Origin of the sequence: Methyloradius palustris (assembly GCF_019703875.1) — a bacterium.
GTDB classification, from domain to species: domain Bacteria; phylum Pseudomonadota; class Gammaproteobacteria; order Burkholderiales; family Methylophilaceae; genus Methyloradius; species Methyloradius palustris.
In genome coordinates this window covers 45,198-66,647 of record NZ_AP024110.1, presented here as the reverse complement: position 1 = coordinate 66,647, position 21,450 = coordinate 45,198, and the positions used below count along the sequence as shown (strand labels likewise).

The 21,450-nt window shown below is 50.1% G+C and carries 21 protein-coding genes; 12 read left to right on the top strand and 9 right to left on the bottom strand.

Going from position 1 to position 21,450, the window contains the following annotated elements:
* Positions 1–2: 2 nt before the first annotated feature.
* From recG to ZMTM_RS00265, 7 genes are all read right to left on the bottom strand, one after another.
* Positions 3–2,069, bottom strand: coding sequence for an ATP-dependent DNA helicase RecG (gene recG, locus ZMTM_RS00295; protein WP_404804675.1), 2,067 nt, complete (start codon positions 2,067–2,069; stop codon positions 3–5).
* Between the two features lie 34 nt (positions 2,070–2,103).
* Positions 2,104–2,481, bottom strand: coding sequence for a RidA family protein (locus tag ZMTM_RS00290; RefSeq protein WP_221764379.1), 378 nt, complete (start codon positions 2,479–2,481; stop codon positions 2,104–2,106).
* 33 nt (positions 2,482–2,514) lie between these two features.
* On the bottom strand, positions 2,515–3,147 hold the full coding sequence (locus ZMTM_RS00285; RefSeq protein WP_221764378.1) for a pyridoxamine 5'-phosphate oxidase family protein: 633 nt from the start codon (positions 3,145–3,147) through the stop codon (positions 2,515–2,517).
* 43 nt (positions 3,148–3,190) lie between these two features.
* Positions 3,191–5,410: a RelA/SpoT family protein gene (locus tag ZMTM_RS00280; RefSeq protein ID WP_221765508.1), complete on the bottom strand. Its 2,220-nt coding sequence runs from the start codon at positions 5,408–5,410 to the stop codon at positions 3,191–3,193.
* 194 nt (positions 5,411–5,604) lie between these two features.
* Positions 5,605–5,817, bottom strand: a complete 213-nt coding sequence (gene rpoZ, locus ZMTM_RS00275) for a DNA-directed RNA polymerase subunit omega (RefSeq protein ID WP_221764377.1) — start codon at positions 5,815–5,817, stop codon at positions 5,605–5,607.
* Positions 5,818–5,884: 67 nt separating this feature from the next.
* Complete coding sequence (gene gmk / locus ZMTM_RS00270; RefSeq protein ID WP_221764376.1) at positions 5,885–6,493, bottom strand: guanylate kinase; 609 nt, start codon at positions 6,491–6,493, stop codon at positions 5,885–5,887.
* Between the two features lie 21 nt (positions 6,494–6,514).
* Positions 6,515–7,396, bottom strand: a complete 882-nt coding sequence (locus ZMTM_RS00265; RefSeq protein WP_221764375.1) for a YicC/YloC family endoribonuclease — start codon at positions 7,394–7,396, stop codon at positions 6,515–6,517.
* Between the two features lie 195 nt (positions 7,397–7,591).
* On the opposite strand from ZMTM_RS00265, the gene ZMTM_RS00260 reads away from it, so the two are divergent.
* The 6 genes from ZMTM_RS00260 (at position 7,592) to hemW (ending at position 12,410) form a co-directional block, all read left to right on the top strand.
* Positions 7,592–8,539 carry a serine/threonine protein kinase gene (locus tag ZMTM_RS00260; protein WP_221764374.1) on the top strand — a complete coding sequence of 316 codons (948 nt, stop codon included), beginning with the start codon at positions 7,592–7,594 and terminating at the stop codon, positions 8,537–8,539.
* Between the two features lie 23 nt (positions 8,540–8,562).
* On the top strand, positions 8,563–9,510 hold the full coding sequence (locus ZMTM_RS00255; protein WP_221764373.1) for a PP2C family protein-serine/threonine phosphatase: 948 nt from the start codon (positions 8,563–8,565) through the stop codon (positions 9,508–9,510).
* A gap of 94 nt (positions 9,511–9,604) precedes the next feature.
* On the top strand, positions 9,605–10,321 hold the full coding sequence (gene rph / locus ZMTM_RS00250; protein WP_221764372.1) for a ribonuclease PH: 717 nt from the start codon (positions 9,605–9,607) through the stop codon (positions 10,319–10,321).
* Positions 10,322–10,323: 2 nt separating this feature from the next.
* Positions 10,324–10,932 (top strand): RdgB/HAM1 family non-canonical purine NTP pyrophosphatase, encoded by a 609-nt coding sequence (gene rdgB / locus ZMTM_RS00245; RefSeq protein WP_221764371.1) that lies wholly within the window; start codon positions 10,324–10,326, stop codon positions 10,930–10,932.
* Between the two features lie 19 nt (positions 10,933–10,951).
* On the top strand, positions 10,952–11,197 hold the full coding sequence (locus ZMTM_RS00240; protein ID WP_221764370.1) for a hypothetical protein: 246 nt from the start codon (positions 10,952–10,954) through the stop codon (positions 11,195–11,197).
* Complete coding sequence (hemW, locus tag ZMTM_RS00235; RefSeq protein ID WP_221765507.1) at positions 11,163–12,410, top strand: radical SAM family heme chaperone HemW; 1,248 nt, start codon at positions 11,163–11,165, stop codon at positions 12,408–12,410. The genes ZMTM_RS00240 and hemW overlap by 35 nt, the downstream gene beginning before the upstream one ends.
* Before the next feature lie 418 nt (positions 12,411–12,828).
* Here the strand turns inward: hemW and argH are convergent, their stop codons facing one another.
* Entirely contained in the window at positions 12,829–14,232 is a 1,404-nt protein-coding gene (gene argH / locus ZMTM_RS00230; RefSeq protein ID WP_221764369.1) for an argininosuccinate lyase, read from the bottom strand.
* A gap of 31 nt (positions 14,233–14,263) precedes the next feature.
* Between argH and ZMTM_RS00225 the strand changes: the two genes are divergently transcribed.
* The 6 genes from ZMTM_RS00225 to ZMTM_RS00200 all read left to right on the top strand — a co-directional run bounded on the left by ZMTM_RS00225 (position 14,264) and on the right by ZMTM_RS00200 (position 20,393).
* The gene (locus ZMTM_RS00225) at positions 14,264–15,433 is read left to right on the top strand and encodes a sensor histidine kinase (protein ID WP_221764368.1); all 1,170 of its coding nucleotides are present in this window, start codon (positions 14,264–14,266) and stop codon (positions 15,431–15,433) included.
* A complete protein-coding gene (locus ZMTM_RS00220; protein ID WP_221764367.1) occupies positions 15,433–16,179 on the top strand; it encodes a LytR/AlgR family response regulator transcription factor in 747 nt (248 codons plus the stop codon). The genes ZMTM_RS00225 and ZMTM_RS00220 overlap by 1 nt, the downstream gene beginning before the upstream one ends.
* 85 nt (positions 16,180–16,264) lie before the next feature.
* Positions 16,265–17,206: a hydroxymethylbilane synthase gene (gene hemC, locus ZMTM_RS00215; protein WP_221764366.1), complete on the top strand. Its 942-nt coding sequence runs from the start codon at positions 16,265–16,267 to the stop codon at positions 17,204–17,206.
* On the top strand, positions 17,206–17,988 hold the full coding sequence (locus tag ZMTM_RS00210) for a uroporphyrinogen-III synthase (protein ID WP_221764365.1): 783 nt from the start codon (positions 17,206–17,208) through the stop codon (positions 17,986–17,988). Before hemC ends, ZMTM_RS00210 begins: the two co-directional genes overlap by 1 nt.
* A 57-nt stretch (positions 17,989–18,045) precedes the next feature.
* On the top strand, positions 18,046–19,209 hold the full coding sequence (locus ZMTM_RS00205; protein ID WP_221764364.1) for a uroporphyrinogen-III C-methyltransferase: 1,164 nt from the start codon (positions 18,046–18,048) through the stop codon (positions 19,207–19,209).
* Positions 19,209–20,393 carry a heme biosynthesis protein HemY gene (locus ZMTM_RS00200; protein ID WP_221764363.1) on the top strand — a complete coding sequence of 395 codons (1,185 nt, stop codon included), beginning with the start codon at positions 19,209–19,211 and terminating at the stop codon, positions 20,391–20,393. Before ZMTM_RS00205 ends, ZMTM_RS00200 begins: the two co-directional genes overlap by 1 nt.
* Here ZMTM_RS00200 and ZMTM_RS00195 read toward each other — a convergent pair whose 3' ends face one another.
* On the bottom strand, positions 20,394–21,416 hold the full coding sequence (locus tag ZMTM_RS00195; protein ID WP_221764362.1) for a CDP-6-deoxy-delta-3,4-glucoseen reductase: 1,023 nt from the start codon (positions 21,414–21,416) through the stop codon (positions 20,394–20,396). It lies immediately after the preceding gene.
* Positions 21,417–21,450: the final 34 nt, after the last annotated feature.

The window sequence follows — 21,450 nt, the reverse complement described above, 5'->3', positions numbered from 1 at the left end:
GCCTAGACCTTCACCAACTCCTCCGCCCGACTCAACCATCTCTCCAAGTGCTTATCGACATAGGTTGGATACTCTTTTAGTAACTGCTCCGCTAAGCCCTGAGCGGTTTCTAGCAATTCGGTGTCTCGCTCCAGATCAGCGATTTTCAGCATAGGTACGCCACTTTGGCGCAAGCCGAGAAATTCACCTGGGCCACGCAAGGCCAAATCAGCCTTGGCGATTTCAAAGCCGTCACTGGATTCATAGATGATTTTTAAGCGGGCGCGGGCGGTATCAGAAAGTTTGTTCTGATAGAGCAATATGCAAGCGCTCTTGGCGGCACCGCGGCCTACACGTCCGCGTAGCTGGTGAAGCTGGCTCAAGCCCATGCGCTCAGCATGTTCGATGACCATAAGGCTGGCATTGGGCACATCAACGCCGACCTCTATAACCGTGGTCGCTACTAGCAACTGGATTTCACCCGCAGTAAAAGCGGCCATCACGGCCTGTTTCTCAGCTGTTTTCATACGGCCATGTACCAGACCGACGCGCAATTCAGGGAAAGACTCTTGCAACCAAGCGTATGTATCATTCGCCGTTTTTAGCTGCAAGGCTTCGGACTCTTCTATCAATGGGCACACCCAGTAGGCCTGGCTGCCCTGCTCGCAAGCTTCACGCACGCGGGTGAGCACTTCATCACGCCTAGCGTCGGCGACGAGCTTAGTAGCCACTGGCGTACGTCCTGGCGGTAATTCATCAATCACGGAGACATCCAAATCGGCGTAGTAACTCATGGATAAGGTGCGCGGAATCGGCGTAGCGCTCATCATCAACTGGTGCGGTGCTTTGGTTTTACTGGTCTGGCCTTTTTGTCGCAACGATAAACGCTGATGCACGCCAAAACGATGTTGCTCATCGATAATGGCCAGACCTAGTTTGGCGAACACAACTTGCTCCTGAAACAGGGCATGCGTGCCCACCACCAGTTGCGCCGTGCCATCTGCAATAGCCTCCAGCGAAATAGCTCGGTCTGTTTTATTTTGGCTACCCGAAAGCCAGGTTACTTTTATGTTCAACGGCGCAAGCCAGTCTTGCATCTTTTTATAGTGTTGCTCCGCCAATATCTCGGTCGGCGCCATGATGGCAGCTTGCCAGCCATTTTCTATCGCCTGTAAAGCGCCCATGGCAGCGACAATGGTTTTGCCGCTACCAACATCGCCTTGTAGCAAGCGCTGCATGGGGTGATTCTGAGTAAGGTCATTACCGATTTCGACCGCCACTTTTTGCTGGGCGCTAGTGAGCGCAAAGGGCAAACTTCTCAGCAAGGCAGTAATCAATGCTTTAGAAGGTTTGAGCGCTGGCGCGCCGATACTGCGGCGGCGTGCATAGTGGCGACGCATGGAAAGCTGTTGCGCAAGCAACTCATCAAAAGCCAGTCGCTGCCAATAAGGGCTTACGTGATCTTCCAGTTGATATAAATCTGCTTCAGGTGCTGGGTGATGCAGGTTTTTCAGGCTCTGTGCAAAACTGGGCAAGGCTTGTGGCTCATATGCAAAGGCTGGCAGCGTTTCGCTTAAATCGCCATTGTTGAGTGCCCAGCTTATCCATTTGCGCAGAGAAGCTTGTGATAAGCCTGCAGTCGTCGGGTAAACCGGCGTCAGGGTTTCCTTAACTGGAGTTTCATCACGCACGGATTTGCATTGCGGATGCACCATCTCATACCCAAAAAAGCCTTGCCGTACTTCGCCCAGCGCGCGAAGCTTGGTACCTACCTTGAGGGCGGCAATTTGGCTGGGGTAAAAATGCAAAAAGCGCAGTACCAGTAGCTGGCCACCCGCATCTTGCAATTGCGCAATCAGCGCCTTGCGCGGCTTGTACTGGACTTCCGCATGCACAATCTCGCCTTCTACCTGTGCCTGCTCCCCGCTGCGTAAATCACGAATAGCCGTGATGTGGGTTTCATCTACATAGCGTAGAGGCAGATGCAGCAAGAGGCCTTGCACATCGACAATACCAAGCTTTTGCAGATTAGCCAGCAGTGGCTTGCTGATGGCTTTGATGTCTGCAAGCCCAGGCAAGTTGATAGCCAAGATGAGGGCTTAGTTAGCGCTATTCAGTTTCGATTTATACAACCAGCACGCCATCGGCTTCAACCAGCGCATTGCGTGGTAACGAAGCCACACCAACCGCTGCACGGGCTGGATAAGGCGTTGAGAAATACTCAGCCATGATGGTGTTCACCAGCGCAAAGTGCGATAAATCCGTAAGAAACACATTGAGTTTCACCACATCATTCAACGAACCACCAGCCGCTTCTGCGACTGCTTTGAGGTTAGTAAATACACGATGGACCTGCGCTTCAATGCCATCCACCATCTGCATGGTTGCTGGGTCAAGGCCGATCTGGCCTGATAGATAGACGGTATCGCCAACTTTCACTGCTTGTGAATAAGTACCGATTGCTTGTGGTGCACCTTCGGTGCGGATGATTTCTTTTGCCATCTACTTTCCTACGTTAAGTTATTCAGTGAAACACTATTTGCGGTTGATTGCCGCTAATACATCCTGCTCATTACTTGCCAAGTGCTCATCATAAGCAGGTAAAACATCCGCGACGATTTCCAGTTTTTTCCAAGGAGCGGCTGGAGTTTCGCACTGCGCTTTAGGCACAAAACCTGACTCTTCCACGAATTCCATTTTATGGATGTAACGGGGACAGTTCGGGAACGTCTCGCGCACTTTTACCCGTACAACCAACTTTGTTTCTGGCCAGTTTGAGAGCAACGGGTCTTCTAGCGTAATGCTTGCAACACCGTTTACACGCACCCTGGCTTGACGCTCGAAATCAATAAATAGCAAGCCAACTTCGCCGTTCACCAGCACATTGCCTGCGGACATGAACATGCCATTGCCATCATAGATCGGGAAAGCCAGCGTGGTCTCATCTACCACTTTTACCAAGCCCTTGCTGCCACCTTTATATGAACAATTAGCGTGGCCCTGGTCATCTACAGTCGCTAGAAAAAACATGTTCTGTGCTTCAATAAATTCAGCATCCAGCTCGTTGATAATGGGCTGGATAATGCCGCCCTGTAGCCTATCGGCTAAACGCCGCGTATCAAATTCATCCTGTAACTGACGCTGCCCTGCATTGAAATATTCACCCATGTACTTCTCCTCTCAAATTAGCTGGCAGTCATTTGCTGCCAGATTATTGTATTTTTTGTTCTTGCCCAGCGCCCTTCACGCGGTTGATGCGCACTACATCGGGTATCTTGCGTAGCCTGCGCATCAAGTCAGCCAAATGCGCACGATTTTCAACCTGCACCGTGAAATTCATGGTGGTGTATGAAGTGTCATCCGACTCCATGCTGACATTATCAATATTCGAGCCCGCATCGGCAATACCTGCGGCAATCTTGGCCAACATACCGCGTTGGTTGGCCGCAGCCAGTTTGAGATTCACCTTGAATAGCTTTTTGGTGTCCGGATCCCACTCCACATCCAACCATTTTTCAGGATCCACGCGGAATTTACGGATGGCTTGGCAATCATGTGTGTGAATGATGAGGCCTTTATCTTTATTGATAAAACCAAGAATCGGGTCACCAGGAATCGGGCGGCAACATTGCGCAAACTGTACTGCCATACCCTCAGATCCACGAATAGTGATAGAACCTAATGGTTTGTTTGATTGCCTGATCGGCCCTTCAACTTGCTCATCGGTCACCGCCAGAAGTTGGTGTGCGACCATTACATTCAGGCGCTTGCCCAACCCGATATCTGTAAGGATTTCCTCTTTATTTTTAGCGCCATAATCACGCAACAGTTTTTGCCATTGCGCATCATGAATCGCTGCTGGGTCGGCATGCAAGGCACGCAGTGCCTGATTTAGCATACGTTCACCAAGATGCGCAGACTCGGTAGATTGCATGGATTTCAGGAAGTGACGAATGTGCGCACGCGCTTTGCCAGACACTACGTAATTGAGCCACGCAGGATTAGGGTGCGCATGTGCCGCCGTGATGATTTCCAGATGATCGCCGTTATGCAGCTCGGTTCTGAGCGGCGCGAGTTCCTGATTGATCTTGACAGCCACGCAACGGTTACCGATGTCCGTGTGCACGGCATAGGCGAAATCCACTGCCGTTGCACCTTTTGGCAGCGCCATGATCTTGCCTTTAGGCGTAAATACATAGACTTCGTCAGGGAACAGATCCACCTTGAAATGCTCAAGGAATTCGAGTGAATCGGCACTCTCGCTCTGAATGTCCAGCAAACGTTGCAGCCATTGATGCGTTTGCTGCTGCAAGGCCGTCAAATGGGCATCTGTAGTCTTATACAACCAATGGGCTGCAACACCTGCATCGGCAATATTATGCATTTCACCACTTCTGATCTGCACCTCGATCGGCGTACCGAATGGACCGAATAAAGTAGTATGCAGCGACTGGTAGCCATTGGCTTTGGGAATCGCAATATAGTCTTTGAATTTACCAGGAATCGGCTTGTAAAGCCCGTGCAATATGCCTAGCGCTAAATAGCAGGTAGGCAAATCTTTCACAATCACGCGAAAGCCGTAGATGTCGTAAATCTGTGAAAACGTCACGGTTTTGCCCGTCATCTTTTTGTAGATGCTATACAAATGTTTTTCACGGCCGGTGATATCAGCCTCAACATTCATCTCTTTTAAGCGCAGTTTTAGCGCATCGAGTATCTTGCCGACCACTTCCTTGCGATTACCGCGTGCGGCCAGAATCGCCTTGGAAATCACCCTGAAGCGCATAGGGTAGAGATATTTAAAGCTTAAATCTTCAAGCTCCTGGTAAATAGAGTTAAGGCCAAGACGGTTGGCAATTGGCGCGTAAATGTCCAGCGTTTCGCGCGCGATTCTGCGGCGTTTCTCGGGCGCCATCACCTCTAGCGTCTGCATGTTGTGCAAACGATCTGCCAGCTTGACAAGTATCACGCGCACATCTTGCGACATCGCCAACAGCATCTTGCGGAAATTCTCCGCCTGCGCCTGGGTAGCACTTTGGAATTCGATTTTATCGAGCTTGGATAGGCCGTCTACCAGCTCGGCGACTTGCTTGCCAAACTGGTCTGCGACTTGTTGCTTGGTGACGCCAGTATCTTCAACCACATCGTGCAACAGCGCTGCTATTAGGGTTGGCACATCAAGATGCAAGCCTGCCAATACACAAGCCACAGAAACTGGGTGGGTAATGTAAGGCTCACCACTTTTACGGGTTTGACCTTCATGCGCTTTGGCGCTGAAGCGATAGGCTTCCCATACTTGCGCAATATCTTCAAATTTGAGGTATTGCCTGAGCAGTATCGTTAGTTGCGACTCTTCGCTATCGGCAGGCAACAAAGGCGCGACAGTTGGTTTTGAAGGTTCTTGCTGGCGTTTTACCGCAGATTTTGCCATCACGATGACTCTATTTAAAAGTAGCCGCGAACGTGGCTAATGAACTAATAGGGACTGTGTATTGAATCGGATAGTTGCAAGCTTTGAGATTAAAGCTTGAAGGGAATACTGAAGGGTTTATAACTGGTGAAACAAGAAAAGCACATGTTCGGCGCACCAAGGCCGAACATGTCTTTAATGACTTAGGCAAACAACTAGGCGTGCCCACGATTCAGGACTTCAAGCCCAACTTTGCCCGCTGCGATTTCACGCAAAGCCATGACGGTAGGCTTGTCTTTATGGCCGTGGGTATTCACCAGCGGCTCTGAACCATTCGCTAACTGGCGTGAACGATAAGCAGCAACCAAAGTAAGTTGGAAACGATTTGGGATTTTTTCTAAGCAATCATCAACAGTAATACGAGCCATGAGTTTCTCCAGAGATATGTGCTAATTCAGGCTTGAGAGGCCAAGCTTGAAAAACAGACACAATATTTTATAAAAGTGTATTGATCAGTGTTTCATGCCGCCGCAACTGCTTATCACGCTTGAGCCGCTGCGTACGGATGATGGCGCGTAAGTCTTCAAGCGCCAGTTCAAATATGTCGTTAATTGTAACATAGTCAAACTCCACCACATGGCTCATCTCATCGCGCGCGGCAGCAAGGCGCTTTGCAATCACCTCATTACTATCTTGTCCGCGGCCATGTAAGCGCTTCTCAAGCGCTTCTATTGAGGGCGGCAGGATGAAAATACTGATGGCTTGCGGGTAAATCCTGCGTACTTGTTCTGCGCCTTGCCAGTCGATTTCAAGAATCAAGTCATCGCCCTGCTGCAATACAGCTTCAACGCGCTTTTGCGAAGTACCGTAGCGTGCACTGTGGACATGTGCACTTTCTAGAAATTCGGCCTCACCCAGCATGCGAAGAAATACCGCTTCATCCACAAAATGGTAATGCTCGCCATCCACTTCGCCCGGCCTGGGTTTGCGCGTGGTGTATGAAACTGAGAGCTTGATTTGCTGATCTGCGGCCAGCAGCTCTCGAACCAGGCTGGTTTTACCTGCGCCGGAAGCAGCGGTGATAATAAAAAGATTGCCTAGCATGTTGGAATTTTACGCCTTTAATTACTCAATATTTTGTATCTGTTCACGCATTTGCTCTATCAACACCTTGAGTGCCATTGATACTTGTGAAACCTCGGTGGAGACTGACTTGGAACCCAAGGTGTTGGCTTCGCGGTTCAGCTCCTGCATAAGAAAATCCAGTCGTTTTCCAGCGGCATTATCGTCGTTAAGAATACGCTTTACTTCATCAAGGTGCGCAGTGAGTCGGGTGAGTTCCTCATCTACATCCACGCGCTGGGCAAAAATCACTAGCTCTTGGCGAATACGGTCTTCATCCACAGTTTTAACGGCTTCTTGTAATTTACTGGTCAGTCTGTCCTGATAAGCCTTGGTCTGCATTGGTAGTAGCGGTTTTACCTGTTTGACCAATATTTCGGCTTCTGCCAATCGTTCCAGTATCAGTGTTTTAAGCTTTTCGCCTTCTCGGCTGCGCGCGACGACCAAGTCATCTAATACCTTATTTAGATTGCTACGAATGGCATCTGCCAACGCTTCACTATCGGCACTGTCAGCCGAAGCACCATCCATCGCCAATACGCCTGGCCAGCGCAATATATCGGCCACACTTAATGGCTGGCTTTCGGGGAAATGGCCGTGCACAGCTTTAGTGAGGTCAGCGAGTTGCTGCAAAACCTCGGCGTTAATTTCCTGTTTTTTATTGCTGTTGCGTGATGCAATCAGGCTCATACGGCATTCAACTTTGCCGCGGCCTAATTTTGCAGTAATAAGCTCTCGGGCTAAGCCTTCAAAACTACGTAGGCTGTCGTCCAGCTTTAATTGCAACTCCAGATAGCGATGGTTCACTGACCTTAATTCGATGAGGAGCATGCCATGCGGGGTGTCGGATTCCAGCGCTGAAAACCCTGTCATGCTATAAATCATGATGTTTGTTCCGTTCTTGGTGCGTAGGTGATTCAAGCGGTATCGCACGTTTATTGCTTGCTAATTCAGGCTTATGGTATCAAATCCAGCGTAATCCATGCCAAAATAGCTGGCCTGACGATTAAAAATGTCATGGTCAATACGTGAAAAACGCGTTATTTCGTAAAAACAATTGCATTAATTTAGTGACTCCACATGCAAGCAGCAGCGGCACATAATCAGGCACTCCCGATAGGACACAAGCTTCAAGGCTACGAAATTCGTAAAGTTTTGAGCTATGGTGGCTTTAGTTTCGTCTATATCGCACACGATGAAGACAAGGTCGCGGTAGCCATCAAAGAATATCTGCCTATTTCATTGGCATTGCGCGCCGAAGGCACCAATGTGCGCGTAAATTCAGAAGAGTCTTCAAACAATTTCCGGCACGGCATGAAATGTTTTTTTGAAGAAGGCCGAGCGTTGGCCAATATTGACCACAAAAATATCGTGCGCGTGATCAACTTCTTCCGCGCCAACGATACCGTATATATGGTCATGCAGTATGAGCGCGGTAAATCGTTGCAGGAATACATACTGAACCGCAGCACTCCGCTAAGTGAAAGTTTTGTGCGCAGGGTGTTCAGCGAGCTATTAAATGGCTTGCGTGAGGTGCACACACAGAAATTGCTGCACCTTGATATCAAACCTTCCAACATCTATATCCGCCTGGATGGCACACCTGTATTGCTTGATTTTGGCTCGGCGCGGCAAACGCTGACCGACATAGTATCCACCCTGCCGCCGAGCTATACACCAGGCTTTGCTTCACCAGAGCAATATTTTGAACGCAAGAATCTTGGCCCGTGGAGCGATATTTATAGTGTAGGCGCGAGCATGTATGCCTGTCTGGTGCGTGGCGCACCAATCTCAGCCGATGTGCGCGTCAAAAAAGATGCGTATGTACCTGCAAAAAAAGTGGGCAAGGGTATTTATTCGCAAAACCTGCTGGCAATTATCGACTCCTGCATGGAGCTAGACCCGCTCGCAAGACCACAAAGCGTCTATGCGCTGCAAAAAGCGTTGCTAGATGATTTTGCTTCGCTGGAAGAGCAAAAACCAAATTTATTGAATAAACTTGTTACCATCCTGAATAAGTCACTTTAAGAATTTAATACAAAAATAATACGATGAAATTCTCCGTTTTTCAGGGTAGCCGCCAAGGCCCACGCCCGTATAACCAAGATCGATTAGCTTACGCCTATACCAAAGATGCCATTCTGCTGGTATTGGCTGATGGCATGGGCGGACATAGACACGGTGAAATCGCGGCACACATGGCGGTGAAGATGTTGACTGAGGCATTCCAGCAATCGTCGAATGAAAAACTGCGCAACCCAAGTGACTTTTTGCATGCGCAAATTATGCGCATCCATGAGCGCATTGAGAGTGTGCGTATTGCCAAAGAGCTTCTGGAAGGGCCGCGCACCACTATCGTGGCCGTCATTGTGCAGCATGAATATCTCTACGCGGCGCATGTGGGGGACTCCCGCTTGTACCATTTCCGCGAGAAACAAATCCTGCATAAAACAGAAGATCATTCCATCGTTGAAAAACTACGGCGGCAGGGGCAGCTTGATGAAAAAAGTATGCGCACGCATCCTGAGCGCAACAAAATCTATAACTGCATCGGCGGCAATAAAGCACCCGAAATCGAGCTTACCCATAAACATGAATTGTGGGATGGCGATACGCTGATGCTTTGCACAGACGGTGTGTGGGGCGCGCTACCAGATGAGAAAATCACGCAGATATTACTTAGTGGTTACGTCAATCAAACTGTGCCTAAATTACTGGATGCGGCTGAAACCAGCGCAGGTAAAGATGGCGACAACATGAGCGCGATTGCCCTGCAATGGGGTGAGGGCAAGCAAAACAACAAGCATGCCGTTTCAACCGCTACCATGCCGCTGGGCTCTACTACTACGATTATGATGGACCCTGCTGCTGGCCTGGAATCCACGATCCAACTATCGCAAGGCGAGCCAGCGCCAGCGTTTTCAGATGATGATATTGAAAGCGCGATTGCTGAAATCCAGGCCGCCATCAACAAAGGCAAGAAACCCAGCCCTAACTAAATCGCACCCTAATAAATAGGCTGCTGATTAGAAATCCTGCTTGGCTTATAATTAGGCTTCTTTTAATTCGCTGCCCAGCATTCAGGATAAGTCCATGCGCCCAAGCAATCGCACCCCCAATCAATTACGCACGGTTGAGATCATCCGCCATTACACCAAGCACGCCGAGGGTTCTGTGCTGGTGAAATATGGCGATACGCATGTGCTATGCACAGCCAGCGTGGATGAAAAAGTACCAGGCTTTTTGCGTGGCAAAAACCAGGGCTGGGTAACGGCGGAATACGGCATGCTGCCCCGCTCCACTGGCAGCCGCATGGACAGGGAGGCTGCCAAGGGTAAGCAATCTGGCCGCACACAGGAAATCCAGCGCTTGATTGGCCGCAGCCTGCGCGCCATTATCGATCTGGAAAAACTTGGCGAGCGCAGCATCCAGATTGACTGTGACGTGATCCAGGCCGATGGCGGCACGCGTACCGCCAGCATCACTGGCGCTTATGTTGCGCTGCATGATGCTGTTAGCCTGCTACTGGAAAAAGGCCTGATTAAAGAATCACCTCTTAAAGACGCTGTAGCTGCCATCTCAGTCGGCACCTACAAAGGCACGCCGGTACTGGATCTGGATTACATTGAAGACTCCGATTGCGATACCGACATGAACGTAGTCATGACTGGCAGCGGCGGCTTTGTTGAAATCCAGGGCACTGCAGAAGGTGACCCGTTTTCGCGTGAAGCCATGAACCAGATGCTGGATTTAGCGCAAAGTGGCATTAGCGAACTGATCCAGAAACAAAAAGCAGCATTATCTAGCTGAACATGCCGCAATTATTTAAAAAACTGGTCATCGCCAGCGGTAACAAAGGCAAGTTGAATGAGTTACAAAAGCTGCTTGAGCCGCTCAATATCGAGGTATTGCCGCAATCGCACTTTAACGTGCCCGAGGCAGAAGAACCCTTTGTGACCTTTATTGAAAACGCGCTAGCCAAGGCACGCCACGCCAGCCGCCTGACCGGCTTGCCTGCACTGGCTGATGATTCCGGCATTTGTGTTGATGCCCTGCAAGGCGCACCCGGCGTGCACTCTGCGCGATATGCTGGCGAACCAAAATCTGACGTGCGCAATAACGAAAAACTGCTGCAAGAACTAAATGGCAAAACTAACCGTCAAGCTCATTATTACTGCGTGATTGTGCTGGTGCTGCACGCCGACGACCCGCAACCGTTGATCGCGGAAGGCATCTGGCCGGGTGAGATTCTGGAAACGCTGCAGGGCACAGGCGGCTTTGGTTACGATCCATTATTTCTTGATGATAAAACAGGAAAATCCGCAGCTGAACTGCCGCCCGAAATCAAGAACAGAATCAGTCACCGCGGCCACGCCATGAGCAAGCTACTGCAAAAGCTTGCTCATTTTGAACCGAATTAAAATTGCTGAAAATCAACCCATGACAAAATCTGAAAACAACTGGCCGAAATGGCTACGCGACGACGGTACCGTGGTGTCGTGCACGGAAAAAGTCAAAGTAATGACCGAGAACTTTGACGAAATCAAGCAAATCGCCCAAGACGCGCTTGAAGACGGCCTTCTGATGGAAGTTGGCGAAGAACAGATGCGCGAAGCCCTGCACAAACTTGTAGATGAACTGGTGAACCCCTATCAAAACCGTCATACCGATCACACCAGCAAGTAGCCTCGCCTCGCTGGCGAGTGCAGCGCCTATACTTGGCGGGCCAACCCTCACTGGCCTGCGCAACCCGCCACCACTTAGTCTTTATATCCACATCCCCTGGTGCGTGCGCAAATGCCCGTATTGCGATTTCAATTCGCACGAATCGCCCACCACGCGCGGCAAGGGCGAGATTCCTGAAGATGCTTATGTCAAAGCGCTGATCGCCGATCTTGAACAAGCCGTGCCTAATATCTGGGGCAGAAAAGTCCGTAGCATCTTCTTTGGCGGCGGCACGCCCAGCCTGTTCTCAGCAGAAGCGATAGACCGCATTTTAAGCGCCGTCCGTGCGCTGGTGCAGTTGGAATACGATGCCGAAATCACGCTGGAAGCCAACCCTGGCACATTTGAAGCAGAACGCTTTGCAGGCTTCAAGGCAGCAGGTGTCAATCGCTTATCTTTAGGCATACAAAGCTTTAATGAGCAGCATTTAAAGGCTTTGGGGCGCATTCATGACGCCACCGAAGCACGGAATGCCGCCGCGCATGCCATTGAGATATTCGGCAACGTGAACCTAGATTTGATGTACGCATTGCCCGAGCAAACCCTGCAACAGGCGCTGACGGATATCGAAACCGCCATCGGCCTAAAGCCCACGCATATCTCCGCCTATCACCTGACACTTGAGCCGAACACGGCCTTTCATCACAGCCCGCCGCCACTGCCGGATGATGATGCCAGCGCCGAGATGCAAGAGGCGATTGAAGACCTGCTAGCAAATAACGGGTACGAACATTACGAAACCTCGGCCTTTGCCAAAAAAGGCAAACGCAGTCGCCATAACCTTAACTACTGGCTATTTGGCGACTACCTCGGCATAGGCGCTGGCGCGCACAGCAAACTCAGCTTTCACGACCATATCCTGCGTCAATCGCGCACCAAGCACCCCAACGCCTACCTCAAAGGGGTGGCGGAAAACACCCACATCGATACCGAACGCACACTCACCAGCGACGACCTCGGCTTTGAATTCATGATGAACGCGCTAAGACTCACCGACGGCTTTCACGTAGACCAATTCAGCGCCACCACAGGCAAACCATTGTTGAGCATTGAACCCGCCCTGAAAGCCGCAGAAAGCAAAGGCCTGATTGTCAGAACCCCCACCCAAATCGCCCCCACCATGCTCGGCCAACGCTTTTTGAATGAGTTACTGCAGATGTTTTTGGTTGATTAGAGCTATTTAATTGCGCTAAAAAGAGATGCCCTGAGAGCCAATATCCATGCGGTTCCCAGGGCATCGTATTTTTCAAGAAATATGTATGCCACCCAACAATACTTAAATGGATTCCCGCTTTCGCGAGAATGACGAACTCAAGGTGGATTGGCTTTTGAAGTTGACCTTCATTCCCCCTCTACCGCGCCGAGCAGCGCAGTCGTCATGGGAGTTTTCGGCGCGCACTGTTTGAGTTCCGCGACAAGCCACGGGTTGTGTGGCTTGTTAGGGCGAGTTGCGCAAGCCGCCCATAAGGACGAGCAGCACAGGGAATAAGCGGTAGTGGGGCAGCTTTTTCTTTGGTTTCTTTCTTTTGGCTGAGCAAAAGAAAGAAACTCGCCTTCAGGCGAAAAGGGATGACTAATAAATCAGAGAACTTCTAAACTAAAGACTTTCTAGCCCTTCCAACCGCCGCCCTAACCTGCTCCGGCGCCGTCCCCCCAATATGATTCCTACTCGCAATCGACCCTTCCAGCGTCAATACCCCATAAATATCATCATCAATCTTGGCGCTGAACTGACGCAATTCTTCCAGCGATAAATCCGCCAGATCACAACCCTTACCCACGGCATGCTTCACTGCCAAGGCCACAGCCTCATGTGCATCACGGAACGGCGTACCTTTTTTCACTAGGTAATCGGCCAGATCAGTCGCGGTGGCAAAGCCTTCCAGCGCGGCTTGGCGCATATTGGTTTTATTCACTTTAATACCCCGCAACATGTCGGCATAGATTTCCAGCGTCACCAGAATCGTGTCTGCGGTATCAAACAGTGGCTCTTTGTCTTCCTGATTATCTTTGTTATAGGCTAGTGGCTGGCCTTTCATCAAGGTAAGCAGCGCCACCAAGTGGCCATTCACGCGACCTGTTTTACCACGCACCAGCTCGGGCACATCTGGATTCTTTTTCTGCGGCATGATGGATGACCCCGTGCAGAAACGGTCGGCAATATCAATAAAGGCAAAGCGTGGGCTGGACCACAAAATCAGTTCTTCAGAAAATCGTGAAAGATGCGTCATCACCAGCGCGGCGGCCGCGGTGAATTCAATGGCAAAATCGCGATCTGAAACCGCATCGAGCGAGTTTTCGCATACGCCGTCAAAGCCGAGTTCTTTCGCGACCATTTCACGGTTGATTGGGTAGCTAGTGCCAGCCAGCGCAGCGGCGCCTAGCGGCAAACGGTTGATACGCTTACGGGCATCCGCAAATCGTGCAGCATCGCGTTGCAGCATTTCAAAATAGGCGAGCAGGTGATGGCCAAACGTGACTGGCTGCGCGACTTGCAAATGGGTAAAACCCGGCATGATGGTATCGGCGTGCTCTTCTGCCAGATCAACTATCGACAATTGTAGCTTGCGGATACCGGCAATCACGTCATCCGTCACACTGCGCAACCAGAGGCGTACATCGGTAGCAACCTGATCATTACGTGAACGGCCTGTGTGCAAGCGCTTGCCTGCATCGCCGATTTTATCGGTCAGGCGCTTTTCGATATTGAGGTGCACGTCTTCCAGATCGAGCAGCCACTCGAAGGCACCGCTTTGAATTTCTTGCAGAATTTCGCCCAAACCATGCTCAATCGCCGCAACATCCTCTACACTAATGATGCCTTGCGCACCCAGCATGCGGGCGTGGGCTAGCGAGCCCTGAATATCGAACTCGGCGAGGCGTTGATCAAAGCCTACCGATGCAGTGTAGCGTTTGACCAGCTCGGCCACTGGTTCGTTAAAGCGGCCAGACCAGGCCTTGTTTTGCTGGGTATTGTCTTTGGATTTTTGTTGCATGCTTTTATAGGCTTAAGAATAATAAGGTGATATGGCAAGTATAAAGCAAAACACGGGCTTTTCTAATGCGCAGGCTGCTGATGCAGAAGGCGATTTAACGCCCGTTACTGATGAAACGGTCGCTGAAACTACGATTGCTGCCGGTGCATTATTGCCAGATAGCCTGACATCGCTGCAAACCCCGTCTAACCGCCTTTCGGTCAAACTACCTGATTTTCGTAACCTGGGGATTTGCCTGCGCATTATCGTGATCATGAATCTGCTGGCTTTGTTCGGCGCCATTTTTGAAGCGGATCATCTGAGTGACGTACTCACTAAATTCACACAGGTATTGGCCTTATTGCAGCCTATCGTGCTGCTGACCATATTACTGCTTTATGTGATTTACCCTTACCTGTTGAAATTGAGTTATCGGTGGTCAACCGCGTTCGTTTTACTCCTGAGCATTATGGCCACCAGCGGCGTACATTTCATCGGCAGCCTGATTCTAGGGGTGGACGCCATGCCATCGCTGGTACGCGCATGGATACTGGCGGCGGCGATGTCTGGCCTTGTGCTTTACTACCTGAATCTACGTCAACGGGCGCTCACACCAGCCATTGCGGAAGCCCGTCTGCAAGCCTTACAGGCACGTATTCGCCCACACTTTTTGTTCAATAGTATTAATGCGGTGCTGTCACTCATCCGCGGCCAGCCTGCCCGGGCTGAAACGGCATTGGAAGACATGGCAGATTTGTTCCGCGTGTTGATGGCTGATAACCGCGATCTGGTGCCGCTGGCTGATGAAATATCTTTAAGTCGCCAGTATCTATCATTAGAGAAATTACGATTAGACGAACGCCTGACTATCATCTGGCAAATCGACAGCATGCCCCCAGACGCATTGATACCGCCTTTGGTATTACAACCTTTGCTTGAAAACGCGGTATATCACGGTATCGAGCCCATGCCCGCAGGCGGTGAAATCACCATCAAGATTTACACCCATCGCGATGAAGTACACCTGATATTGAGCAACCCATTCAGTAAACAGACCAGCCCACACAACGGTAACAAAATGGCATTGAGTAACATTAAAGAACGCCTATCGTTGCATTTTGATGCCGAGGCCGTGCTCACCAGTCAGGTGCTAGGCCAGAATTCACAAGGGCAGCATTATGAAGTGCATATCGTCATCCCCTACAAAAAGAACCTCTTGTGATGAATCAATCCGACACTGTAAGAATTTTGATCGCAGATGACGAAGCCCCTGCGCGCAATCGCCTGCGTGAGTTGCTGGGCGATATTGCCAACCTCAATATCATCGGTGAGGCCAAGAATGGCAAAGAAGTATTGGAGCTAGTCGCTGAAACGCCAGTCGATATTGTCTTGCTAGACATCCGCATGCCGCAGATGGACGGCATAGAAGCCGCCGAACACTTACAAAAAGTCAGCCCGCCACCTGCCATTATTTTCACTACCGCATTTGATGCTTACGCCTTGCAAGCGTTTGATATGAATGCCGTGGATTACCTGCTCAAACCCATCCGCGTTGAGCGCCTGCAAACCGCAATAAACAAGGCACGTGCGTTATTACCTGCCCAGCTTACTGCCATCAAACCACTGCAACCCAAACGCAATTTCTTCAGCGTACATGAACGTGGCCGCGTGCTGCTAGTGCCAGTAGCTGATGTGATCTACATGCGCGCCGAACTCAAATACACCACGCTACGCACCCGCGACCGCGAGTTCTTGATTGAAGATTCTCTTACCAGCCTGGAGCAAGAATTTAGCGAACAATTTTTACGCCTACACCGCAATTGCCTTGTGGCAAAAGATGCCATTCTCGGCTACGAAAAACGCACCATTGAAGGCGAACAACGCTGGGTAGCATTGCTTAAAAACCTAACTGAAACGGTAGCTGTTAGTAGGCGGCAAATGCATGTACTAAAAGAGCTAGGAAATTAACAGCCCGACTGTCACCTAGTAAGGGTTTCGCCATTCCTTGCTGTGTTAAAATTAAGTCACTAATGACTTATCTCCCAAGCTTTTCATGACCACCCCAACCAAACTCGTTATCGCTTCCCGTGAAAGTGCGCTTGCCATGTGGCAGGCAAAACATATCCAGAGCCGTTTGCAGGCTTTGTACCCCAATAGCACTATAGAAATTCTTGGCATGACCACCACGGGTGACCAGATACTGGATACGCCACTGGCGCGCATTGGTGGCAAAGGCCTGTTTATTAAAGAGCTAGAACAGGCGCTGGAAGATGGTCGTGCTGACTTGGCCGTACACTCGATGAAAGATATGCCAATGCATTTGCCCGAGGGTTTTGCCCTGGCGGCCATTGGCGAGCGTGAAGATGCGCGAGATGCGTTTGTTTCAAACGATTATTCAGCGCTAGATGATTTGCCAGCAGGCAGTATTGTCGGCACTTCTAGTCTGCGTCGCCAAAGCCAGTTGCAGGCACGCTTCCCTGATTTAAAAATTGAGTCGCTACGCGGCAACTTGCAAACCCGGTTGCGCAAGCTGGATGAAGGCCAATATGCCGCCATTATCCTTGCGGCGGCTGGGCTCATACGCTTGGGGCTGGCATCACGTATTGCGCAGTATATATCTGCCGAACATAGCATCCCCGCCGTTGGCCAGGGTGCGCTTGGGATTGAGATTCGTGCTGACCGCCTTGATTTGTTGCCTATTCTGGCGCCACTTAATCACCCTGCAACAGCCTCTTGTGTAGAAGCTGAACGTGGCATGAGTCGTGCACTTTCTGGAAGTTGCACTGTACCTCTGGGTGCTTATGCAGTGCGTGAAGGCGACACGCTACAAATGACTGGCTTTGTAGCCAGCATTGATGGCCGTCAAGTATTGCGTGAAACCGTTAGTGGAACGGCTAACGAACCAGAAGCATTGGGTAAAGCGCTAGCTTCCAAGCTGATTGCACAAGGCGCAGACAAAATTCTTGCGGCACTTGATGAGCCCCACCCCAAGTAATGCGTGAACTGGTACTAAATAAGCTTGGTATTGCCATCACCCGCCCAGCTAGTCAGGCGACAAAGCTGAGCAAACTGATCACTGAAAATGGCGGAACGCCGATTTTATTCCCGCTCATTGAAATTACGACGCTGGATGATTATGGCGTTTTTGAGCAAAAAATCAGTGAGTTAAACGAATACCACTGGGCGATATTTATCAGCAGCAATGCCGTGCAGCATGGCATGCCGAGATTGTTGAAGCACTTTGGGCATATTCCCTCGAACCTCAAATTTGCTGCGATTGGTCCAGTCACTGCGAATGAACTTGCAAAGTTTGGCGCTCTAGATGTGCTCACGCCGCAAGATCGCTTCGATAGTGAATCTTTGCTAGGTTTAAGCGAGATGCAATCGGTCAAAAACCAGCGCATCATGATTTTTCGCGGAATAGGCGGACGGGAGATTCTGGCAGAAACGCTTAAAACCCGTGGTGCGCAAGTGGATTTGGCGGAATGTTACCAGCGCACAAATCCACAAATGGATACAAATTTATTAGCAACACTGTGGCAAAATAAACAATTACATGCTGTAGTCGTCACCAGCTCTGAGGCCATGCGCCATCTGCTGGATTTAATTATTAACAGTAATCAAGCCGCTGACTGGATCAAGCATGTAGTGTTATGTGTTAACCACGCACGCATTGCTGAAGCGCCGTTAACATTGCGGTTAAAGGTAGCAATTGCTCATGCACCAGGTGATGAAGCCATGTTGCAGTGTGTGATCGACGCCGTGAGCGCAAATTAACAAGATATTCGTATTTTCCATATTAAAAACCAGGCTTATTCATCCACAGAATTGACCATGACTGAAGAAAACAAAATCTCGCCTGATAATGAGCAAAATGCCGCCTTGACTACTTCTGAAGAGTCGGCCAGCCAGACGCTTGAAGAACGTAGGAACGCAGAGCGCAGAACAGGCAGCGGAGTATCTTTTTTAACCAGTGCCGCGCTGGTGATTGCTGTTCTGGCCTTACTGGGCACGGTTTGGCAATCGATCAGCAGTCGCCACGGTTATACCAAACTTGAACGTGGCCTGACAGAGCGTCTTGAGAAATTTGATGCTGCCAACCAGCAAAGCCTGGCATTAGCGAAAAATTCGGATGAGCGCAGTATTGAATCTTCAGCCCGCACCAGCATACTGGAAGAAAAACTGGGCGAATCGCTAGATCAGCAAGAATCGCTGGAAACGCTGTATGTTGAGCTGGCGAATAATCGTGAAGAACGCTTGCTGGCAGAAGTCGAACAACTGCTTATTATCGCCAATCAGCAGTTGCAACTGGCTGGCAACATTAAACTCTCACTTTTAGCGCTGCAAACAGCCGATTCGCGCTTGCAGCAACTAGATTCGCTGCAAGTCACGCAACTACGCAAAAGCGTTGCGCAAGATATACAGCGCTTGCAGGCTATGCCACTCATTGATGTAGTGGGGATGAGTCTCAAACTGGAAAGTCTGGCCGACAGTGTTGATCATTTACCATTGGTGAGCGAGCGGCACCCAGAAAGCGCAATGCCTGTTGAAAATGCCGTACCTAACCAGAACCGCTGGCAAAAACTCACCTACGAAATCTGGCAGGATTTCAAAAGCATGATACGAATAGAGCGCATTGATAGAGCCGAACCACCTCTATTGGCGCCAGATCAGAATTTCTTTTTGCGTGAAAACATCAAGCTGCGCCTGCTGACTGCGCGTATTGCGCTGTTGCAGCATGATGAAGTCACCTATCGTAAAGACCTTGAAGCTGCTGACCACTGGCTGAAAGCCCATTTTGATTTACGTGAGCTTGAAACCAAAAACGCCTTGGCAACTATTGAAACTTTATCTGCCAGCAATATTGTGCTGGATGTACCAGATATCAGCCCAAGCCTTGCGCTGGTGAGTAAATACAAACTATCGCTGGAACGCACCAATATCAACTCGCATGACAGCAAAGCTGCGGCTAAAACCCCTACACGCGGAGCAAAATAATGCGTTGGCTATTCTGGATGTTGCTGATTTTGGGGCTGGCAGTTGGCTTGGCTTTACTCACTGGAAACAATCAAGGCTATGTGTTGATTGTGCGGCCGCCTTATCGGCTTGAGCTGTCACTCAACTTTTTGCTGGTGTTGATCATTGCCAGCTTTATATTCTTGCATGGGCTGTTGCGGTTGATTCACTACACACGCCGTTTGCCAGCGACTGTATTAGCCTACAAACAAGATAAACGCTTACGCGAAGGCCAGGCAGCTTTCAAAACTGGGTTGCATGCCTTGGTTGAAGGTCGTTATAACCTAGCGGCCAAATCGGCATCGCAAGCGATAGACCTGGGCGAAAATATCAGCATAAGTGCATTGATAGCGGCGCGTGCATCGCACAAACTCCGGCAAAAAAGCCAGCGCGATTATTATCTGGCCGAGGCTGAACGCCTGGCACCTGACGATGCGTTATCCCGCTTGCTCACACAAACCGAGCTGTTGCTGGATGACCGCCAATATGGCGAAGCATTGAGCGCTTTGCAGAAGCTGGAAAAGATAGAGCCTAAACATCCGCCCGCCATGCGGCTTGCCTTAAAAATCCATGTGCATTTGGGCAACTGGGATAGCGTCGTGACTTTGCTGCAACAGCTGGAAAAGCGCGATGCGCTTGAGTCGTGGCAAATACGCGAGATTCGCCAACAAGCTCATCAACACTTGATCAAACGCTATTCTGGCGATTTGGCCAGTCTGCTGGCCTATTGGAAGAAACTGCCTGAAGAAGACCGCCTGAATAACCGCCTAGCCTACCTCGCAGCCACCACATTGCTGCAAAGCAACGCGCCAGATCAGGCTGCGGAAGTATTAGGCATGAGCTTAACCAAAGGTTGGGATACCAAACTCGCAGCGCTGGTGGGCGATTGCATTACCAGCCAGCCCATGAAACAACTTGAACAAGCAGAATTCTGGTTACTCAAACATGAGGGCGATGCCAATTTGCTGCTGTCACTTGGCAAGATGTGTGTACGGCTAAGCTTGTGGGGTAAGGCGCAGAGCTATTTTGAAGCCAGCATTAGCGTTACGCCAAGCGCTGCTGCACATGTTGCGTTAGCCAAGCTGTTGGAAAGCCGCGGCGAAACCGAAGCAGCTTATAAGCATTACCGCCTGAGCACTCAATTTTTAAAAGACGTGGATTATTAGTTAATTGGCTGATGGATGCGCGTAAGTAAAGGCATCCGCGAAGAATTCATCGGCGGGTAAACCAGCAGCCTGAAAACTTGCTCGCGCCGTATCCACCATAATAGGTGCGCCACAGCTATAGACTTGGTAAGCGCTTAAATCACCAAGATCATCTAACACCGCCTGATGCACAAAGCCCGTTCTGCCCTGCCACGCATCGGTGCTTAACGGTTCTGACAACACAGGAATAAAACTCAGGTTTTTGTTCGCATCCAACCAGGTTTGAGGCAATACGGGCAAATACAAATCCTTCAGTGCACGAGCACCCCAATACAACAGTATTTTCCGCTTTGAACCCACATGCAACAGATGCTCAATCATGCCCTTGATCGGCGCAAATCCAGTGCCACCAGCAACAAAGATGATTGGTTTATCGCTATCTTCCCGCAGATAAAAACTGCCAAATGGGCCTTCAAGCCGCAAAATGGCTTTTTCCTGCATCTGCGTGAATACATGATCAGTAAATAGCCCACCTGGTACATGGCGTAAATGTAGCTCCAGCAGCTCATCATCGTGCGGTGCATTAGCCAGTGAAAACGCGCGTCTTTGCCCATCTTTCAGCAAAAACTCGATGTATTGCCCAGCCAGGAATTGCAGGCGCTCATTGCTAGGTAATTTGAGAGACAAAGCGATTACGTCATCTGCCAGCCTTTCAATCTTTTGCACGCGAGCCGGCATGATGCGTGGACGTATGCCATTGTTAGTGCTTACTTCACGACACTCTATCACCACATCACTTTGTGGAACCGCGCAGCAAAACAAGGCCAAACCTGTGTCTTTTTCTGCCTGAATCAAGGTGCTGGATTGATGTGCCTCATGCTCCACCCTGCCTTCAAGCACACGCCCTTTACACGCACCACATGTGCCATTGCGGCAACCATAAGGCAGATTGAAACTGGCATTGATAGCGGCATCCAGTATGGTCTCGCCCGCGGCAACCTGAAACTGGTGGCCGCTAGGCTGGATAGTGACTTGATAGGACATTCAGAATTTCTTTCGTGAATTGATGGCTATGAAG

Excerpts from the sequence above, each read along its gene's own strand:
- ZMTM_RS00285 (WP_221764378.1), bottom strand. The coding sequence starts at position 3,147 with ATGGGTGAATATTTCAATGCAGGGCAGCGTCAGTTACAGGATGAATTT.
- hemC (WP_221764366.1), top strand. The coding sequence starts at position 16,265 with ATGACCACCCCAACCAAACTCGTTATCGCTTCCCGTGAAAGTGCGCTT.
- ZMTM_RS00200 (WP_221764363.1), top strand. The coding sequence starts at position 19,209 with ATGCGTTGGCTATTCTGGATGTTGCTGATTTTGGGGCTGGCAGTTGGC.
- ZMTM_RS00260 (WP_221764374.1), top strand. The coding sequence starts at position 7,592 with ATGCAAGCAGCAGCGGCACATAATCAGGCACTCCCGATAGGACACAAG.
- ZMTM_RS00220 (WP_221764367.1), top strand. The coding sequence starts at position 15,433 with ATGAATCAATCCGACACTGTAAGAATTTTGATCGCAGATGACGAAGCC.
- ZMTM_RS00240 (WP_221764370.1), top strand. The coding sequence starts at position 10,952 with ATGACAAAATCTGAAAACAACTGGCCGAAATGGCTACGCGACGACGGT.
- ZMTM_RS00280 (WP_221765508.1), bottom strand. The coding sequence starts at position 5,410 with ATGGCAAAATCTGCGGTAAAACGCCAGCAAGAACCTTCAAAACCAACT.
- argH (WP_221764369.1), bottom strand. The coding sequence starts at position 14,232 with ATGCAACAAAAATCCAAAGACAATACCCAGCAAAACAAGGCCTGGTCT.
- ZMTM_RS00205 (WP_221764364.1), top strand. The coding sequence starts at position 18,046 with ATGACTGAAGAAAACAAAATCTCGCCTGATAATGAGCAAAATGCCGCC.
- rph (WP_221764372.1), top strand. The coding sequence starts at position 9,605 with ATGCGCCCAAGCAATCGCACCCCCAATCAATTACGCACGGTTGAGATC.
- ZMTM_RS00225 (WP_221764368.1), top strand. The coding sequence starts at position 14,264 with ATGGCAAGTATAAAGCAAAACACGGGCTTTTCTAATGCGCAGGCTGCT.
- ZMTM_RS00195 (WP_221764362.1), bottom strand. The coding sequence starts at position 21,416 with ATGTCCTATCAAGTCACTATCCAGCCTAGCGGCCACCAGTTTCAGGTT.
- gmk (WP_221764376.1), bottom strand. The coding sequence starts at position 6,493 with ATGCTAGGCAATCTTTTTATTATCACCGCTGCTTCCGGCGCAGGTAAA.
- rpoZ (WP_221764377.1), bottom strand. The coding sequence starts at position 5,817 with ATGGCTCGTATTACTGTTGATGATTGCTTAGAAAAAATCCCAAATCGT.
- ZMTM_RS00210 (WP_221764365.1), top strand. The coding sequence starts at position 17,206 with ATGCGTGAACTGGTACTAAATAAGCTTGGTATTGCCATCACCCGCCCA.
- rdgB (WP_221764371.1), top strand. The coding sequence starts at position 10,324 with ATGCCGCAATTATTTAAAAAACTGGTCATCGCCAGCGGTAACAAAGGC.
- ZMTM_RS00255 (WP_221764373.1), top strand. The coding sequence starts at position 8,563 with ATGAAATTCTCCGTTTTTCAGGGTAGCCGCCAAGGCCCACGCCCGTAT.
- ZMTM_RS00265 (WP_221764375.1), bottom strand. The coding sequence starts at position 7,396 with ATGATTTATAGCATGACAGGGTTTTCAGCGCTGGAATCCGACACCCCG.
- ZMTM_RS00290 (WP_221764379.1), bottom strand. The coding sequence starts at position 2,481 with ATGGCAAAAGAAATCATCCGCACCGAAGGTGCACCACAAGCAATCGGT.